The organism is Microbacterium sp. SCN 71-21, from assembly GCF_001725695.1.
GTDB lineage: Bacteria > Actinomycetota > Actinomycetes > Actinomycetales > Microbacteriaceae > Microbacterium > Microbacterium ginsengisoli.
The window spans coordinates 1-17,407 of record NZ_MEGA01000041.1 but is presented as its reverse complement, the minus strand read 5'-3'; the positions used below and the strand labels follow the sequence as shown (position 1 = coordinate 17,407).

Genomic DNA, 17,407 nt, shown 5'->3' with positions numbered 1-17,407 from the left:
CGTCTCGGGCTCGGCGGCCTCGACGATCTCGTCGGGCACGAGCAGGCGGGCGGGCAGATCGGCGCCCGACTCGCCGAAGACGCTCTCGGTCGAGGTCGACCCGTCGTAGCTCAGCGACCAGTCGACGACCCGCTGCAGGGTGTCGCCGTCGCGGGTGAGCCAGCCGATCGTGTCGAACGACTGGGCGAGGGGCAGCAGCCCCTGGCGCGGCACGAGGCCGTGGGTCGTGCGCAGTCCCCAGAGCCCCTGGTAGGAGGCGGGAACACGGATGGAGCCGGCCGTGTCGGTCGCGAGCCCCACCGACGCCTGCCCGGTGGCGACGGCCGTCGCCGGGCCGCTCGACGACCCGCCGGGCAGGGCACCAGCGAGGGCGCCGTTGGGCGGGGTGCCGTAATGGGCGTTGTCGCCGGCGATCGAATAGGCGAACTCGTCGGTGCGGGCGATTCCCCGCAGCGACGCCCCGCCGCGCAGCAGCTCCGACACGGCGGCGGCGTTCGCCGTCTCGGGGCGGGCCGTCTCGAGGAAGGTCGGGTTGCCGGCACCGATGCGATAGCCCTTGATGGCGAAGAGGTCCTTGACGGCGACGGTGAGACCGTCGAGCGGCCCCTCCCATGCGCCCTGCAGCAGCGGGTCGCCGACCGAGCGCCACACCGACCGGTCGAGCGCCTGCGCGCGCGCGGTGACGTGGGCCGCGGTGATCAGCCAGCGGCCGTCGAGGCGCTCCCAGATCTGCGTCTGCAGGCCGGTGCCGCCGCCGCGGTAGCGCGAGATCGACACGAGCAGCGCGACATCCGGCGCCAGCTCTCGGTACTCGATGCGCTCGATCTCGCGCGGCGGCACCCCGCCCCGCACCCCGCGGAACGCGCTGATCGCGTCGTGACCGACGAGCAGGCCCGCCGCGTCGCCGCGGAGGGTGCCGGGTCCGGGGGCGAACAGCTCGTCGAGCACGGCGAGATCGTTGTCGAGGATCGCCCGCTCGTACCGGTCGAACGCGGTGAAGAGGGCATCGGGGATGTCGCGGCTCACGGCACCCCCGGGGCATCCGTGGTCGTGGCCTGTGCCGCGCCCGCGACCCTGGCCGCGGCGCGCGCGACCCTCGCCGTGAGAACAGGCGAACTCTCGTGCACAGGACGCTTCGTCACGTGTGGTCCTGTTCCGGCGCGTTCTCCTGCGGTCCAGCCGCGGCAGCCGCGGCGGGCGCCGCAGGCACCGCCGGTACCGCGGCGAAGTCCGCCACTCGGATGCGCGCGTGCACGCCGGTGACGATGTCGACGACCTGAGAGATGTCGAAGTCCGTCGCCGCCGACAGGTAGGCATAGGCGAGGTGCTCGGACATGCCCCAGCGCGCCTGGATGAGGGCGAGCGCCGCCCGCACGCAGGCGCGCATCGCCTCATTGAGGTCGCGGTCGAGGCCTGTCGGCACGAGGTAGTCGGCGGTCTCGACGAGCGGGCCGAGCACGTCGCCGAAGGCGGCGAGCGCCTCGGCGCGCGGCACGACGTCGAAGCGCAGCGTCGCCCGCAGCGACGCCTCGAGCGCGGTGAGCGCCACCTCGCCGTCGCCCTGAGCGAAGTGCGGGTCTCCGACGTAGGCGAGGGCGCCGTCGACCTGCACGGGCAGGTAGAGCACCGAGCCCTCGGTGAGCAGCTTGATGTCGATGTTGCCGCCGAAGTTCGAGGGCGGCACCGAGTGGGGGCGCTCGTCGCTGTCGGGCGCGACGCCCATGGTGCCGAGGAACGGCGCGAGCGGGAACTCCACCACGCGCGGACCGCCGTCGGTGAGCGGGAGGGTGCCGACGAGGCATCCGTCGCGGTCCTCCACCGGGGTGAACACGCTCATCGTGCCCTCGCCGCGCGGCAGCTCGCCGGGGAGCGCGCCCTTGCCGTGCCGGTTCGAGATGACCCCGTACGGCACCCGCGGCTGCAGGGCGACGACGGTGATCTTCAGCAGGTCGCCGCGGCGGGCGCCGTCGATGCGCACGGGCCCGGTGACGACGTGGGGTCCGTCGACGGCGGGGTCGCGCGAGAGCGCCGCGGCGATCGCGACGGCGTCGTCGAGCACGGATGCCGCGACCACCCCGTGACCGGTGAAGTAGCCGAGCGGGTCCTTGCCCTGGTCCTCGAGGATGCCCTCGTGGCTGACCGTGTCGATCGTCACCGTGGTGCCCGCGGGAACGGTGAGCACGGGCGCGTCGGCGCGCGAGGGCAGGCGCCCCCACGTGACCGTCTCGGGGCTCGCCGGCAGGTAGACGTCGGCCGGGATGGGTCCGGTGTGGGGCTGGAGGATCTCGAACGTCATCGTTCCGCTCCTGTGGGTCGCAGGGTGTGCAGGATCTCGGCGCCGGCTCGCACGCCGACCCCCTCGCCGAGGCGGAAGACCTCGTGCCCGGCGAGATAGGTGCGCTCGACGCGGCCCGTCAGGGTCTGGCCGTGCCACGGCGAGAGCTTGTTGCGGTACTCAAGCTCGGCCGCGTCGACCGTCCAGGCGCGATCGGGCGCGAAGACGGCGAGGTGCGCGGGGGCGCCGACGGCGATCTCGCCGAGGCCGGGCTGGCCGGCGATGCGCGCGGGACCCTCGGTCATGAGCGGCAGCACGCGCTCGAGGGGGATGCCGCGTCCCGCCGCCGCGGTCCAGATCGCCGCGAGCCCGGTCTGCAGCCCCGCGATCCCGCCCCACGCGAGGCCGAAGTCGCCGCCGCCCTGCTCCTTGAGCTCGCGGGTCGAGGGCGAGTGGTCGCTGACGATCGCGTCGATCGTGCCGTCGAGCACGCCCACCCACAGGAGGTCCTGGTTGGCGCGGTCGCGGATCGGCGGGCAGCACTTGAAGGCGCCCGCACCGTCTGGCACATCCTCGGCGGCGAGGGTCAGGTAGTGGGGGCAGGTCTCGACGGTGAGGCGCACACCGTCCGCCTTCGCGGCGCGCACCGCGTCGAGGGCGCCGCCGTCGGAGACGTGCACGATGTGGGCGCGGCCACCCGTGCGGCGAGAGGCCTCGATGACCTGCTCGATGGCCGCCTGCTCGCTCATCGGCGGGCGGGTCGCGAGGAAGTCGGCGTAGTGCACGCCGAGCGCGCCGTCGCCGTGCAGGTGGGCGGGGTCTTCCGCGTGCACGATGAGCACGCCGTCGAACGTCGCGATCTCGGCGAGCGCCGCCTCGAGCTGGTCGGCGTCGAGGTGGCCGAACTCGTCGATGCCCGACGGCGACAGGAAGCACTTGAAGCCGACGACACCGGCGGCGGCGAGGTCGGCGAGGGAGCCGAGGTTCTCGGGCACGGCGCCGCCCCAGTAGCCGACGTCGACGGCGAGCTTGCCGGCGGCGGCGGCCCGCTTGGCGGCGAGCGCCTCGGGGGTGGTCGTGACCGGCACGCTGTTCAGCGGCATGTCGAAGAGGGTCGTGACGCCGCCGGCTGCGGCGGCGGCGGTGCCGGTGGCGAAGCCCTCCCACTCGGTGCGGCCCGGCTCGTCGAGGTGCACGTGCGAGTCGACGAGGCCCGGCAGCAGCACGGTGTCGTCGGGCAGGACGACGTCGGCGTCGGGGTCGAACGGCCCGATGGCGGTGATCACGCCGTCGACGATCGAGACGGATGCCTCGTCGAACCCTCCGGCGACGAGCACACGGCGGGCCGCGATCGTGAAGGCGGGGGTCGTGCGCGACATGGCCCCACCCTAGGGCCGGTGCGTTTCACAGATGTAACCAGGATGAACATTCTGTGACGCGTGCGGGCGGCCTCGCTCGCCGATCCGGCGGCCGCCTCGGCCACCGGATCGGCGCGAGGCGACACCTGCCGCCCGGATAGGGTGACGCCATGCGCATCGCCGAGTTCGACGCCCTGCCCGCGCGCGACGCGGAGGCCGTCGTCTCGGTGTGGGCGGCGATCCCCGCCTGGGTGACGGATGTCGTCGCCCACCGCCCGTACGGCACGGTCGAGGCCCTCGCCGACCATGCCGCGCGGACGGCGGGTGCGTGGTCCCGCGCCGACCTCGACGCCGCCCTCGCCCACCACCCCCGCATCGGCGAGAAGCCGCACGGCGCGGGCGCGGAGGCCGCGGCATCCCGAACCGAGCAGGCCGCGATGGCGACCGCCGACGACGACGTCACCGCGGCGATCGCGCAGGGCAACCGCGACTACGAGCAGCGCTTCGGGCGCGTGTTCCTCATCCGCGCGGCGGGCCGCACACCCGCGGAGATCCTCGCCGCCCTCACCCGCCGCCTCGCCCACGACCCCGAGACCGAGGAGCGCGAGGCCGCCGCCCAGCTCGCCGAGATCGCCCTGCTGCGCCTGCGCACCGCCGTCACCGAAGGAGACCCCGCATGAGCCACCTCACCACCCACGTGCTCGACGCCGCCACGGGCGCTCCGGCGTCGGGCGTCGGCGTCGTGCTCGCCCACGCCTCCGGCGCGGTCATCGCCCAGGGCGCCACCGACGGCGACGGCCGGCTCGCGCTCGGACCCGACACGCTCACCGCCGGCGACTACACGCTGACGTTCCTCACCGGCCCGTACTTCGCGGCGGTCGGCGTCGAGACGTTCTACCCGCACGTCGCCGTCACGTTCCGCGTGCAGCCGGGCCGCGCGCACTACCACGTGCCCCTGCTGCTGAGCCCGTTCGCCTACTCCACCTACCGCGGCAGCTGACCCGCGCTGCCGGTCGATCGCCGCCCGCCCGCGTCGACGTGACGGGTGCGGGATGCCGCGGGCCGCGGCATCCGGCACGAAACGCGCCCGTGATGTGCGCGCCCTAGGGTGCCGACCATGCGCGTGATCATCATCGGGGCCGGCATCGGCGGAACCAGTGCCGCCCTCGCCCTGCAGAAGCTCGGCCACGACGTGGTCGTCTACGACCAGATGCGGGAGAACAAGCCCGTCGGGGCGGCCCTGTCGCTGTGGTCCAACGGCGTGAAGGTGCTCAACTGGCTCGGCCTCGGCGACGAGGTCGCCGCCCTCGGCGGCCGCATGGACGACATGGCCTACTACGAGGGGTTCGGCGGCGCCGAGATGTGCCGCTTCTCGCTCGAGACGGTGACGACCCAGACCGGGCAGCGCCCCTACCCGGTGGCGCGCGCCGACCTGCAGGCGCTGCTGATGGAGCGCGTCGGCACCGACCGCGTGCACCTCGGCCGCAAGCTCGTCGCGGTGTCGGAGGCCGACGGGATCGTCACCGCCACGTTCGCCGACGGCACGACCGACACCGCCGACCTGCTGATCGGGGCCGACGGCGCCCGTTCTCTCGTGCGCGACTACGTGACCCGCGCCGACGAGGGCGGCACGCGCATCGAGCGCACCTACTCGGGCTACACGAACTTCAACGGCCTGGTGCCCGTCGACGAGCGCATCGGGTCGGCGACCCAGTGGACGACCTACGTCGCCGACGGCAAGCGCTGCGCGGTCATGCCGGTGGCGGGCGACCGGTTCTACTTCTTCGTCGACATCCCGCAGCCCTCGGGTCTGCCCTACGACAAGCAGGCCGACGGCAAGCGTCCGCTCGAGGAGGCGTTCGCCGGCTGGGCTCCGGGCGCCGAGGCGCTCATCGCGGCGATCGACCCCGAGACATCCCTCAACCGGGTGGAGATCTGGGACATCGACCCCTTCCACACGTGGGTGCGCGGCAGCGTGGCGATCCTCGGCGACGCGGCCCACAACACGTCGCCCGACATCGGGCAGGGCGCGTGCTCGGCGCTCGAGGACTCCTTCGCGCTCGGCATCGTGTTCGCGACCAACACCCTCGGCGTGCCCGACGCGCTGCGGCGCTACGAGAAGATCCGCGCCGAGCGTGCCGGCGACCTCGTGCTGCGCGCCCGCAAGCGCGCCTGGGAGACCCACGCGTTCGACCCGGCCGCGACCGACGCCTGGTACGAGAGCCTGCGGGGCGCCGACGGCGTCGGCATCATCCGCGGCATCGTCGGCAACGTCGAGGACAGCCCGGTCAACCTCGGCGGCGGGCTGCTGTGACCGCTGCGGTCTACCGCGGCCACCTCGTGCACATCGCGGGCGCGCCCGTGGCGGGCGACGTCGATGCCGCGCTCGTCTCCGAGCCCGACGGGGTGCTGGTCGTGGACGCGACCGGACGCGTCGCGTTCTCGGGCGCCTGGCGCGACCTTCCCGCCGAGTGGGCCGAGGCCCCGGTCACCGAGACCGGCGGCGTGCTGCTGCCGGGCTTCGTCGACACCCACCTGCACTTCCCGCAGACCTTCACCACCGACGCGTTCGGGGGCGGCGAGCTGCTCGAATGGCTCGAGCACTGCGTGTTCCCCGCCGAGTCCCGTCTCGCCGACGCGGCCTTCGCCGACGCGATCGCACGGGCGTTCGTCGCCCGCCGGGTTGCTGTCGGCACGACGGCGGCGATGGTGTTCGGCTCGGCGTTCCCGGTCGCGCAGGAGGCCCTGTTCTCCCGCACGCTGCAGGCGGGCCTGCGGGTGGTGAGCGGCCGCGGCATCCAGACCGTCGGCCCCGCCTCGGCCACCGCCCTTCTCACCAGCGAGGCCGACGCGCTCGCGCTGACCCGCGACGAGATCGACGCCTGGCACGGGCAGGATGCCGCCGGCCCCGCGGCCGACGCGACGCGCGCGCTCGCGCAGGTCGCGGTCGTGCCGCGCTTCAGCCTGTCGGTGACGCCGACGACGCTGAGAGGGCTCGGCGAACTGTACGGCGAGGCGCGCGAGCGGGGCGTCTACTTCCACTCGCACCTCAACGAGAACAACCGTCCGGGCGACGGCGAGATCGCCGCGGTGCGCGAGGTCTACGGCACGCGAACCTACCTCGACACCTACGACGGGCACTTCATGCCCGGATCGGCATACGGTGGCGAGAGCCTGCTGGGACGGCGCAGCATCCTGGCCCACGCGGTGCACTGCGAGGACGCCGAGCTCGCCCGGCTCGCCGAGACCGGCTCATCGATCGCGCACTGCCCGACATCGCAGCTGTTCCTCGGCAGCGGCACCATGCCCTGGCGTCGCACGCTCGCACACGGCGTCACCGTGGCCCTCGGCACCGATGTCGGGGCGGGCGACGAGTGGCTCATCCCGCGTGTGCTCTCCGACGCATACAAGGTGCACATGACCGAGCCCGGCGACGATGCGATCGCGCTGCACCCGGCCGAGCTGCTCTTCCTCGGCACCCTCGCCGGTGCCCGCGCGCTCGACCAGGAGCACGTGTTCGGCAACCTCGACGCCGGCAAGGAGGCCGACTTCGTCGTGGTGCGACCGCAGGACCAGCCCGGCCTCGCCGACGTACTCGCGCACAGCGGGGAACCCGGGACATCCGCCCATCTGTTCACGCTGCTGCTGGGCATGCGCGAGCAGGCGGTCGCAGAGGTCTATGTGCGGGGGAGGCGCGTCGTGGCGCCGGCCGCCTGACCTCAGACCGTGAACAGAGCGTGCACGTCGCCCGTGAGCGCCCGGCCGCCGAGCGCGGTGAGCTCGAGCAGCACGGCGGTGCCCGCGACCGTGCCGCCCAGACGCTCGACGAGGCCCTGCGCCGCGGCGATCGTGCCGCCGGTCGCGAGCACGTCATCGATCAGCAGCACCCGGGTGCCGGGAGCGATGTCGTCGTGCATCTCGATCGTGGCGGTCGCATACTCGAGGGCGTAGTCGACGGATGCCGCGGGTCGCGGCAGCTTGCCCGCCTTGCGGATCGGCACGAGACCGGCATGACCGGCGACCGCCGCGGCGGCCGCCAGCAGGAATCCGCGCGCCTCGATCCCGGCGACGACGTCGTAGGTGCCCTCGAACGGGGCGAGGAGGCCGTCGATCACCGCACGGAACGCGTCGGCGTCGGCGAGCAGCGGCGTGATGTCGCGGAAGTTGATGCCCGGCGTCGGGAAGTCGGGAACGATCGCGATGAGACTCTCGGCGCGGGCGAGGTCGGCGGCAGACGGGGCTTCGATGGGCACGCGGTCACGATACCCGGCGCGTGTTTCCGGCGTGGGGCGGGCGTCCCTTCGCTCCCCCGGCCGCGCCACCCCTCCCGCGGCGGCGAGTCGCCGAGCTGCCGCGTTCCCGCAGCCCGCGCCCGACGCCGCCCCCAGGCGATAGGGGCACCGCCCTCAGGCGATGGGGATTCCGCCCTCAGGCGATGGGGCGGCCGCCCGCGCGCCCGAGCGCGCCCGCGGCGACGACGATCGCGCGGCGGGCGGCGACGGTCACGTCAGCACCCTCGTGCCGGGCCGCCAGGAACCCGGCGGCGAACGCGTCGCCCGCACCCGTCGGGTCGACCACCCGCACGCGCGGCGCCGGCAGGTGCACGCCGCGCTCACCCCGCTCCGCGACGAACACGCCGTCCCCACCGAGGGTGATGACGACGGCGGGCACGATCTCGAGCAGCGCCTCGGCAGCGAGCCGCGGGTCGTCTTCGCCGGTGAGCGCCTCGGCCTCCGCGCGGTTCGGAAGCAGCACGTCGGTGCCGGCGATCGTGTCGAGGAAGGTCTGCGCGCCGATGTCCCGCAGGAACCCGGCCGACGACGGGTCGACGGTGACATCCAGCCCCGCCGCCTTCGCCCTCGGGATCAGGGCGGCCGTGTCGACCCGCCGCCACGCGTCGAGCATCGAGTGCCCGGTGAGGTGCAGAGCGGATGCCGCGCCCAGCTGCTCGTCGTCGAGCACGGCCGGCGAGAGCGAGCGCGCCGCGCCGCCGTCGGTGAGGAAGCTGCGCCGGTCGCCGTCGACGATCACGATGATGCGCCCGGTGGCGAGCACCGGGTCCTCGTCGATGAGCGCCTCGACGCCGAACGCCTCCAGGGAGGCCCGGTGCCGGGGGCCGTCACCCGCGCCCACGCGACCGACGAACCGCACCGCGGCACCGAGCGATCCGAGCCACGCGGCGACGTTCGCGGCCGACCCGCCCTGGGTCGACACGATCGTCGACAGCGTGTCGGTCTCGGGCCGGATCGGCCCCGCGGGCACGACGATGATGTCGTCGATCACGTCGCCGATCACGAGGATCGGCCGCGCGCCCCCGGTCACAGCAGGCTCAGGCCCCGGCCGCGAACGCCGTCGCGATGCGGGCCGCGAGGCGCACGTTGTTGCGGGCGATGTCGAGGTTCACCTCGAGGCTCTTGCCCCCCGACAGCTCGACGATGCGCAGCAGCAGGAAGGGCGTCACTGCCTTGCCGCGCACCCCCTGCGCGTCGGCCTCGGCGAACGCCTCCGCGAGCACCCGGTCGTGCTCGACCAGGTCCCACTCGAGCTCGGGCGGGAGGGGGTTGGCGACGACGAGGCCGGCCCCGGTGCCGAGGAGGTCCTGTGCGCGCAGGATCGCCGCGACATCCGCCGGGTCATCGACCCGCCAGTCGAGCGTCAGGTCGGACTCGCGCAGCCAGAACCGGGGGAACACGTCGGTGCCGAAGCCCACGACCGGCACGCTCAGCGTCTCGAGGCGCTCCAGGGTCGCAGGCAGGTCGAGCACGCTCTTCGCACCCGCCGAGACGACGGCGACCCGGCTGTGCGCGAGCACCGACAGGTCGGCCGACTCGTCGAAGGTGTCCTGGGCGCCGCGGTGCACACCGCCGAGGCCGCCGGTCGCGAACACGCGCACCCCGGCGAGGCCGGCGAGGTAGGCGGTCGCGGCGACGGTGGTGGCACCGCTGCGGCCGAGCGCGGCGAGGATCGCGAGGTCGCGCACGCTCGCCTTGGCGAGGTCCTCCTCGGCGATGCGCCGCACCTCGTCGGGCTCGAGGCCCACCCGCGGCACGCCGTCGAGCACCGCGATGGTCGCCGGCGTCACGCCCTGCGACCGCAGGATCTCCTCGAACTCGCGCGCCGCCTCGAGGTTGCGCGGCCGCGGCAGGCCGTGGCTGATGATCGTGGACTCGAGGGCGACGACGGGACGGCCGTCGGCGAGCGCCGCGGCGACCTCGGTCGACAGGCGCAGAGCGGGGTGGATGGTCACCCGACCAGCGTAGGGGCGGTGGACCGAGGCATCCGTCGAATCGATACGATTTCTGCCGTACCCTGGTGCCCATGACCTCGACGACGGATGTCTCTCCCCTGCCGAGCACCCCCGGGCACGAGTGGTGGCGCACCGCCGTGATCTACCAGATCTACCCGCGCTCGTTCGCGGACTCCAACGGCGACGGCATCGGCGACCTGCCCGGCATCACGTCGCGCCTGGACGCCCTCGCCGACCTCGGCGTCGACGCGATCTGGCTGAGCCCGTTCATGGTCTCCCCCCAGCGTGACGCCGGCTACGACGTCGCCGACTACTGCGACGTCGACCCCCTGTTCGGCACGCTCGCCGACTTCGACGAGATGCTGGCGCAGGCGCACAGCCGCGGCATCCGGGTGATCGTCGACCTCGTGCCCAACCACTCGTCCGATCAGCACGTGTGGTTCCAGCAGGCGCTGAAGGCCGCGCCCGGCAGCTCGGAGCGCGCCCGCTACATCTTCCGCGACGGCAAGGGCGAGAACGGCGAGCTGCCCCCGAACAACTGGGAGTCGGTGTTCGGCGGCGGCATGTGGGAGCGCGTGACCGAGGCCGACGGCACCCTCGGCCAGTGGTACCTGCACATTTTCGACGTCACCCAGGCCGACTTCGACTGGGACAACCCCGAGGTGCGCGAGTACTTCCGGGGCGTACTGCGGTTCTGGCTCGACCGCGGTGTCGACGGATTCCGGGTCGATGTCGCGCACGGCATGATCAAGAAGGCGGGCCTTCCCGACTACGTCCCGCCGGTCGACGGCGGCTCGATGGGTGGCGAGGACGACGACGTGCCCTACTGGGGCCAGCCGGGCGTGCATGAGATCTACCGCGACTGGCACGAGGTGCTCGCCGAGTACGACGGCGACCGGGCCCTGTGCGCCGAGGCATGGCTGCCCACGCCCGAGAAGACCGCCCTGTGGGTGCGGCCCGACGAGATGCACCAGGCGTTCAACTTCCCCTACCTCACCACCGAGTGGGAGGCGGAGCCGCTGCGCCAGGTGATCGTCGACTCGCTGCGCGCCTTCCCCGCCGTCGGCGCGCCCGCCACCTGGGTGCTCTCCAACCACGACGTGATCCGGCATGCCTCCCGGCTCGCCCTCACGGCGCCGAGCCCGCAGGGCGAGGGCATCGGCCCGCTGTCGGCGGCCCAGCCGATCCCGGCGCTCGGTCTGCGCCGCGCGCGGGCGGCGACATCCCTCATGCTCGCCCTGCCCGGCTCCGCCTACGTCTACCAGGGCGAGGAGCTCGGGCTGCCCGAGGCCATCGACATCCCCGACGACAAGCGCCAGGACCCGACGTGGTTCCGCACGAACCACGAGAAGTACGGCCGTGACGGATGCCGCGTGCCCCTGCCCTGGACGTCGACCGGCCCCTCGTTCGGCTTCAACTCGACGGGCGCGTCGTGGCTGCCCCAGCCGGCGGAATGGGCGGAGCACGCCCGCGACGCCGAGACCGGCGACCCCGACTCCACCCTGTCGCTCTACCGCGACCTGCTCGCGACACGTCGCGCCCACGGTCTGGGCGCCGGCGCCGTCGAGTGGCTCGACGGGTTCGGCGACGACGTCATCGCGTTCCGCAACGGCGACGTGACGGTCGTCGCGAACGTCGGGGCATCCCCGGTGGCGCTGCCCGCCGGCGACGTTCTCGTCGCGAGCGAACCGGGCATCGAGAAGACCCTGCCCGCCGACACCACGGTCTGGCTGCGCGCCTGACTCGCCGTGTCCGCGCGTAGCGCAGCGGCATGACGCGCGGACGCACTCGCCGCGGCGGCGGCTCGGGCACAGGCATGTTCGCCGCGACGGCGATCTGCCCGGAGGCGCCGGCGACCTAACCTCGCCGAAAGCCATCCACGAGCGGGAGTTCTCATGCGCATCCTCATCATCGGCGCGGGCGGGGTCGGATCGGCGGCGGTGCGTATCGCCGTACGTCGCGACTTCTTCGAGGCATTGGTCGTCGCCGACTACGACCCGGCGCGTCCGCAGGCCCTCGTCGACGCCGTCGGCGACCCTCGAGTGATCGCCGCACAGGTCGACGCCTCGAACGCGGACTCGGTCGCCGACCTCATCCGCGCGCACGACATCACCCACGTGCTCAACGCCGTCGACCCGCGGTTCGTGATGCCGATCTTCGACGGGGCGTTCGCGGCCGGCGCCACCTACCTCGACATGGCGATGAGCCTGTCGCACCCGCATCCCGACCAGCCGCACGCTCTGCCCGGTGTCAAGCTCGGCGACGAGCAGTTCGCGAAGGCCGCCGAGTGGGAGGCCGCCGGGCGCCTGGCGCTCGTCGGCATCGGCGTCGAGCCGGGCCTGTCGGACGTCTTCGCCCGCTACGCCGAAGACGAGCTGTTCGACGAGATCGACGAGCTCGGCGTACGCGACGGCGCGAACCTCGTCGTCGCCGGGTACGACTTCGCCCCGTCCTTCTCCATCTGGACGACCATCGAGGAGTGCCTGAACCCGCCGGTCATCTACGAAGAGGGCACCGGCTGGTTCACGACGCCGCCGTTCTCCGAGCCCGAGGTGTTCGATTTCCCCGACGGCATCGGCCCGGTCGAGTGCGTGAACGTCGAGCACGAGGAGGTGCTGCTCATGCCCCGCTGGACGAAGGCGAAGCGCGTCACCTTCAAGTACGGTCTCGGCGACGAGTTCATCGGCGTGCTCAAGACCCTGCACAAGCTCGGGCTCGACAAGACCGACAAGGTGACCGTGAAGGGCGTGGATGTCTCGCCCCGCGACGTCGTGGCCGCATGCCTGCCCGACCCGGCCACCCTCGGCGACAAGATGAGCGGCAAGACCTGCGCCGGCGTCTGGGTGCGCGGCACCGGCAAGGACGGCAAGCCCCGGTCGACGTACCTCTATCACGTGGCCGACAACGAGGAGACGATGCGCGAGTACGGCTCGCAGGCCGTCGTCTGGCAGACGGCCATCAACCCCGTCGTCGCCCTTGAACTGCTCGCCACTGGTGTGTGGTCGGGCGCGGGCGTACTCGGCCCCGAGGCGTTCTCGGCGACCCCGTTCCTCGACCTGCTCGCCGCCCCCGCCCCGGCCGGCTACGGATCGCCGTGGGGCATCGAGGAGAAGCCGATCGACTGAGCCGCACCGGGCGACGTTCGCGTAGGGTCGGGGCATGCCTCTCGACCTCGACGCGATCTATGTCGACCTGCACCGCCACCCCGAGCTCTCCTTCCAGGAGCACCGCACGGCCGGGGTGATCTCCGAGCACCTGACCGCGCTCGGCATCCCGCACGAGACGGGCGTCGGTCGCACAGGCGTCGTCGCGACGCTCGAGAACGGTGACGGCCCGGTCATCTGGCTGCGCGCCGACACTGACGGGCTCCCGGTGCCCGAGCAGACCGGCCTCGACTACGCGAGCACCGCGCGCGGCGTCGACCCGGCGGGCGTCGATGTGCCCGTCATGCACGCGTGCGGGCACGACATGCACATCACCGCGCTGCTCGGCGCGCTCGAGCGCCTGTGGACCGAGCGGGGCGGCTGGGCGGGCACGATCGTGGCGCTGTTCCAGCCGGCGGAGGAGTTCGGCGCGGGCGCTCGGGCGATGCTCGACGACGGCCTGCTCGACCGGTTCCCGCGGCCCGAGGTGGTGCTCGGCCAGCACGTGACGAGCACCCTCCCCGCGGGCCGTCTGGGTGCCCGGCCGGGCACGCAGATGGCTGCCGCCGAGGGCCTCACCGTCACGCTCCATGGGCGCGGCGGCCATGGCTCGCGCCCGCACGAGACGATCGACCCGGTCGTGCTCGCGGCGGCGACGGTGATGCGGCTGCAGACGATCGTCGCCCGTGAGACGAGTGCGCAGGACATCGCGGTCGTGACCGTCGGCTCCATCCACGCCGGCCTGAAGCACAACATCATCCCCGCCGAGGCGACCCTCGAGCTGAGCCTGCGCTACACGACCGACGACCAGCGCGAGCGACTGCTCAGCCAGGTGCACCGCATCGTGAACGCCGAGGCCGCGGCATCCGGTGTCGAGGTTCCGCCCACGTTCGACGGCGTCTTCACCCTGCCGCCGACCATCAACGACGAGGCGGCGACCGAGCGTGTCATGGGCGCGTTCCGCGCGGCGTTCGGCGAGCACGACGTCGTCGACCCCGGGCTGTTCACCGGCAGCGAGGATGTCTCGTGGTTCGCGCGCGACGCGGGGGTTCCCCTCGTCTACTGGTTCTGGGGCGGCGTCGACCCCGAGGCGTACGCCGCCGCGGCCGCGGCCGGCACGCTCGGTCGCGACATCCCGGCGAACCACTCGCCGTTCTACGCGCCGGTCATGCACCCGACGATCGAGCGGGGCGTCGACGCGCTCGTCGTCGCCGCCCGCGCCTGGCTCGGCTGAGCGCGCGAGACCGTGCGCGCGGCTGACCGTTCGGCGCCCCGTCGAGCACGATCGGAGAAGCACGCACAGAATCGCGCGGGGTACCGTGTGCTCGATGCCGCCGCGTGCGGCCCGAGTGGAGGAGACGCCATGACCCCGAGCGACGAGACGTTCAGCGCCGAGGAGCGCGCCGCCATGAAGGAGGCGGCAGCCGAGAAGCGCACCGCCGCCAAGCGCGCCAAGGACGCGGACAAGGCCGCCGCCGAGCTGCAGGACGTCATCGACAAGATCGCGACCTTCTCCGACTTCGATCGGCCGCTCGCCGAGAAGGTGCACGAGATCGTGACGACCGTCGCCCCGCAGCTCGCGCCGAAGCTCTGGTACGGCATGCCGTCGTACGCGAACGCCGAGGGCAAGTCGGTGCTGTTCTTCAAGGACGCCGCGAAGTTCAAGGACCACTACGCGACCCTCGGATTCCAGGCGACGGCCCACCTCGACGAGGGCACGTTCTGGGCGAAGGAGTTCGCGATCACGGCCATCGACGACGCCGTCGCCGCCCAGATCGCCGAGCTCGTGCGCCGCGCGGTGAGCTGAGGCATCCGCTCTCGATATCGCGTCGGGGATGCCGCATCCGCACCTGCGGACGGCATCCCTCACAACGATCGGGTGAACGCTCAGGAATCCGCGTTGCGGCGCCGTCGGCAAGCGCGTAATGTCGCGCGTCGTGACAAACGACGGTTCCGAACACGGCACGGACGCCACGGCGGCTGACCCGGCCCCGGACACACCCATCGCCAAGCGCATCCTCATCGGTGATCCGCTGGCCTCCACCGACGCCGAGGACCACCTGCTGCGCAAGCGCATGGCCCTTCCGATCTTCGCGTCGGACGCGCTGTCGTCGGTCGCGTACGCCCCGCAGGAACTGCTCATGATCCTGCTGATCGGCGGTACCGCGTTCCTCGCGTTCAGCCCCTGGATCGCGACCGCCGTGGTCGTGCTGCTGATCGTCGTGGTGCTGTCGTACCGGCAGCTCATCAAGGCCTACCCGTCGGGCGGCGGCGACTACGAGGTCGCCCGCGTGAACCTCGGTGAGAAGTCGGGCGTCGTGGTCGCCTCGGCCCTGCTCGTCGACTACATCCTGACGGTCGCGGTGTCAGTCGCCTCCGGCGTCGACAACATCATCTCCGCGCTGCCGGTGCTCAACACGTGGCGCGTCGAGCTCTCGATCGGCTTCGTCGTGTTGCTCGTGCTCGTCAACCTCCGCGGCGTGCGCGAGGCATCCCGCGCCTTCGCTCTGCCGACCTACATCTTCATCGGCTCGATCGCGCTGATGATCGTGGTGGGTCTTGCGCGCTGGGCCGTCGGCGACACCCCCATCGCCTCGAGCGCCGGCTTCGCGGTCAAGGCCGAGGACATCACGCAGGCGGGCATCATCCTGCTCATCCTGCGCGCGTTCTCCAGCGGCTGCTCGGCGCTCACCGGCGTCGAGGCGGTGTCGAACGGCGTGCCCGCCTTCCGCCGCCCGAAGGTGAAGAACGCGCAGCGCACGCTGACCGCGATGGGCCTCATCGCGATCATCCTGTTCGCCGGCCTCACGATGCTCGCCCTGGTCGCGGGAGTGCGCTATTCAGAGGACCCGTGTGCACTCGTGGGCTTCGACTGCGTCAACCAGCCCCAGCCGAGCCTCATGGCACAGGTCGCCGCGGCCACCTTCGGCAACAACTCGATCCTGTTCTTCGTCGTGCAGGCGGCGACCGCGGCGGTGCTGCTGCTCGCGGCGAACACCGCCTTCAACGGCTTTCCGCTGCTGGGTGCGACCCTCGCCCGCGACGGCTACGCACCCAAGGCCCTCAACACCCGCGGCGACCGTCTCGTCTTCTCGAACGGCATGGTCGCGCTGGGCCTGGCCGCGATCATCGTGCTCGCGGTCACCCAGGCGAACCTCACGACACTGATCCAGCTGTACATCATCGGCGTCTTCGTGTCCTTCTCGCTCGGACAGGCCGGCATGGTCGTGCACTGGCGGCGCGAGCTGAAGAAGCTGAAGTCCCTCACGCCCGAAGCACGGGCGCAGAAGTCCGCGAGCTTCACGCACCGCGAGATCTGGAACGGCCTGGTCATCAACGCGATGGGCGCCGGCTTCACGGCGGTCGTGTTCATCGTCGTGACGATCACCAAGTTCGTGCACGGCGCCTGGCTCGTCTTCCTCGCCATCCCGATCCTGTCGCTGCTGATGATCGGCGTGAACCGGTACTACCGCGATGTCGAGCACGAGATCCGCTTCGACGACCATGTGCACTTCGGCTCCGCGGGTGACGTGGCGATCGTGCTGGTCGGCAAGCTCCAGAAGCCGGTCGCGAAGGCTCTCGACTACGCGCTCGCCGCACGCCACGACAAGACGATCGCGCTGCACGTCGCGCTCACCAAGGAGAGCGGCGACGACATCCAGAAGGAATGGGTCGACCACCGGATGCCGGTGCCCCTGGTCATCCTCGACTCGCCCTATCGCGCCTACGTCGCACCGATCGTCGGCTACATCGAGAAGTACCGCAAGAAGTACGGCCCCGCCGTCGTCACCGTCTATCTGCCGCAGTACATCGTCGGTCACTGGTGGGAGAACTTCCTGCACAACCGGCGCTCGCGCCGCATCGCGCAGCAGCTCATGCTCGTGCACGGCGTCTCGATCACCCTCGTGCCGTGGATGCTCGACTCGTCGGAGCTCATCTACGGTCGTCGCTCCCGCCCGCTCCCGGGTCAGCAGCGCGCGGGTCGCGGCACCGAGCCGACGGTCGGGTCGCTGCCCGGCGCCCGCGGTCGCGACTGAGACGCCGCCGCGCCCGCCGTCCTCACGCGGCGTAGCCTGGAGGGATGACGTCGCTCGTGCCCGACCTGGCAGCCCTGCGCGCCGATTTCCCCCTGCTCGACCGTGAGATCGACGGTCACCCGCTCGTGTACCTCGACTCGGGGGCGACGAGCCAGAAGCCGCGCATCGTGCTCGACGCGGAGCGCGAGTTCCTCGAGCGCGAGAACGCGGCCGTGCACCGTGGCGCCCACACTCTCGCCGCCGAGGCGACCATCCGCTTCGAAGACGCCCGCGAGGCGGTCGCCGGCTTCGTCGGCGCCCCCGCCGAGCAGCTGGTGTGGACGAGCGGCGCGACGGCAGGCCTCAAC

16 protein-coding genes are annotated in these 17,407 nt (G+C 72.4%); 10 read left to right on the top strand and 6 right to left on the bottom strand.

Annotation, left to right across the window (positions count from 1 at the left end):
- From ABT08_RS07840 to allB, 3 genes are all read right to left on the bottom strand, one after another.
- Window positions 1-1,026, bottom strand: a 1,026-nt coding sequence (locus ABT08_RS07840; protein WP_288114531.1) for an AtzH-like domain-containing protein, incomplete at its 3' end; no start/stop codon positions are given.
- 112 nt (window positions 1,027-1,138) lie between these two features.
- Window positions 1,139-2,296 carry an acetamidase/formamidase family protein gene (locus ABT08_RS07835; RefSeq protein ID WP_273188652.1) on the bottom strand — a complete coding sequence of 386 codons (1,158 nt, stop codon included), beginning with the start codon at window positions 2,294-2,296 and terminating at the stop codon, window positions 1,139-1,141.
- Window positions 2,293-3,654, bottom strand: coding sequence for an allantoinase AllB (gene allB, locus ABT08_RS07830; RefSeq protein ID WP_288114525.1), 1,362 nt, complete (start codon window positions 3,652-3,654; stop codon window positions 2,293-2,295). Before allB ends, ABT08_RS07835 begins: the two co-directional genes overlap by 4 nt.
- A 149-nt stretch (window positions 3,655-3,803) precedes the next feature.
- Here allB and uraD point away from each other — a divergent pair, with 149 nt between their 5' ends.
- From uraD to ABT08_RS07810, 4 genes are all read left to right on the top strand, one after another.
- Window positions 3,804-4,313 carry a 2-oxo-4-hydroxy-4-carboxy-5-ureidoimidazoline decarboxylase gene (uraD, locus tag ABT08_RS07825; protein ID WP_045247988.1) on the top strand — a complete coding sequence of 170 codons (510 nt, stop codon included), beginning with the start codon at window positions 3,804-3,806 and terminating at the stop codon, window positions 4,311-4,313.
- A complete protein-coding gene (uraH, locus tag ABT08_RS07820) occupies window positions 4,310-4,633 on the top strand; it encodes a hydroxyisourate hydrolase (RefSeq protein WP_045247987.1) in 324 nt (107 codons plus the stop codon). The genes uraD and uraH overlap by 4 nt, the downstream gene beginning before the upstream one ends.
- 117 nt (window positions 4,634-4,750) lie before the next feature.
- Window positions 4,751-5,947: an FAD-dependent urate hydroxylase HpxO gene (hpxO, locus tag ABT08_RS07815; RefSeq protein ID WP_056206308.1), complete on the top strand. Its 1,197-nt coding sequence runs from the start codon at window positions 4,751-4,753 to the stop codon at window positions 5,945-5,947.
- Window positions 5,944-7,350, top strand: coding sequence for an amidohydrolase family protein (locus tag ABT08_RS07810; RefSeq protein ID WP_288114523.1), 1,407 nt, complete (start codon window positions 5,944-5,946; stop codon window positions 7,348-7,350). The genes hpxO and ABT08_RS07810 overlap by 4 nt, the downstream gene beginning before the upstream one ends.
- Before the next feature lie 2 nt (window positions 7,351-7,352).
- On the opposite strand, the gene ABT08_RS07805 is transcribed toward ABT08_RS07810, so the two are convergent.
- From ABT08_RS07805 to ABT08_RS07795, 3 genes are all read right to left on the bottom strand, one after another.
- Window positions 7,353-7,886, bottom strand: coding sequence for an adenine phosphoribosyltransferase (locus ABT08_RS07805; protein WP_045248021.1), 534 nt, complete (start codon window positions 7,884-7,886; stop codon window positions 7,353-7,355).
- A gap of 175 nt (window positions 7,887-8,061) precedes the next feature.
- On the bottom strand, window positions 8,062-8,955 hold the full coding sequence (locus ABT08_RS07800) for a carbohydrate kinase family protein (RefSeq protein WP_056206226.1): 894 nt from the start codon (window positions 8,953-8,955) through the stop codon (window positions 8,062-8,064).
- Between the two features lie 7 nt (window positions 8,956-8,962).
- Window positions 8,963-9,880 (bottom strand): pseudouridine-5'-phosphate glycosidase, encoded by a 918-nt coding sequence (locus tag ABT08_RS07795; protein WP_137877214.1) that lies wholly within the window; start codon window positions 9,878-9,880, stop codon window positions 8,963-8,965.
- 71 nt (window positions 9,881-9,951) lie between these two features.
- Here ABT08_RS07795 and ABT08_RS07790 point away from each other — a divergent pair, with 71 nt between their 5' ends.
- From ABT08_RS07790 to ABT08_RS07765, 6 genes are all read left to right on the top strand, one after another.
- Window positions 9,952-11,622 (top strand): glycoside hydrolase family 13 protein, encoded by a 1,671-nt coding sequence (locus tag ABT08_RS07790; RefSeq protein ID WP_288114520.1) that lies wholly within the window; start codon window positions 9,952-9,954, stop codon window positions 11,620-11,622.
- A gap of 153 nt (window positions 11,623-11,775) precedes the next feature.
- Window positions 11,776-13,005, top strand: coding sequence for a saccharopine dehydrogenase family protein (locus ABT08_RS07785; RefSeq protein ID WP_056206224.1), 1,230 nt, complete (start codon window positions 11,776-11,778; stop codon window positions 13,003-13,005).
- 34 nt (window positions 13,006-13,039) lie between these two features.
- A complete protein-coding gene (locus ABT08_RS07780; protein WP_056206222.1) occupies window positions 13,040-14,257 on the top strand; it encodes an amidohydrolase in 1,218 nt (405 codons plus the stop codon).
- Between the two features lie 129 nt (window positions 14,258-14,386).
- Window positions 14,387-14,830 (top strand): DUF1801 domain-containing protein, encoded by a 444-nt coding sequence (locus ABT08_RS07775; RefSeq protein WP_045247980.1) that lies wholly within the window; start codon window positions 14,387-14,389, stop codon window positions 14,828-14,830.
- Window positions 14,831-14,948: 118 nt separating this feature from the next.
- The gene (locus tag ABT08_RS07770; protein WP_502685877.1) at window positions 14,949-17,060 is read left to right on the top strand and encodes an APC family permease; all 2,112 of its coding nucleotides are present in this window, start codon (window positions 14,949-14,951) and stop codon (window positions 17,058-17,060) included.
- A gap of 44 nt (window positions 17,061-17,104) precedes the next feature.
- On the top strand, window positions 17,105-17,407 hold a 303-nt coding region (locus ABT08_RS07765; protein WP_288114517.1), incomplete at its 3' end, for an aminotransferase class V-fold PLP-dependent enzyme.

Bases quoted from the DNA above. Each gene is read 5' to 3' on its own strand.
- ABT08_RS07785 (WP_056206224.1), top strand. From the start codon at position 11,776: ATGCGCATCCTCATCATCGGCGCGGGCGGGGTCGGATCGGCGGCGGTG.
- ABT08_RS07770 (WP_502685877.1), top strand. From the start codon at position 14,949: ATGTCGCGCGTCGTGACAAACGACGGTTCCGAACACGGCACGGACGCC.
- uraH (WP_045247987.1), top strand. From the start codon at position 4,310: ATGAGCCACCTCACCACCCACGTGCTCGACGCCGCCACGGGCGCTCCG.
- uraD (WP_045247988.1), top strand. From the start codon at position 3,804: ATGCGCATCGCCGAGTTCGACGCCCTGCCCGCGCGCGACGCGGAGGCC.
- ABT08_RS07835 (WP_273188652.1), bottom strand. From the start codon at position 2,296: ATGACGTTCGAGATCCTCCAGCCCCACACCGGACCCATCCCGGCCGAC.
- hpxO (WP_056206308.1), top strand. From the start codon at position 4,751: ATGCGCGTGATCATCATCGGGGCCGGCATCGGCGGAACCAGTGCCGCC.
- allB (WP_288114525.1), bottom strand. From the start codon at position 3,654: ATGTCGCGCACGACCCCCGCCTTCACGATCGCGGCCCGCCGTGTGCTC.
- ABT08_RS07775 (WP_045247980.1), top strand. From the start codon at position 14,387: ATGACCCCGAGCGACGAGACGTTCAGCGCCGAGGAGCGCGCCGCCATG.
- ABT08_RS07790 (WP_288114520.1), top strand. From the start codon at position 9,952: ATGACCTCGACGACGGATGTCTCTCCCCTGCCGAGCACCCCCGGGCAC.
- ABT08_RS07780 (WP_056206222.1), top strand. From the start codon at position 13,040: ATGCCTCTCGACCTCGACGCGATCTATGTCGACCTGCACCGCCACCCC.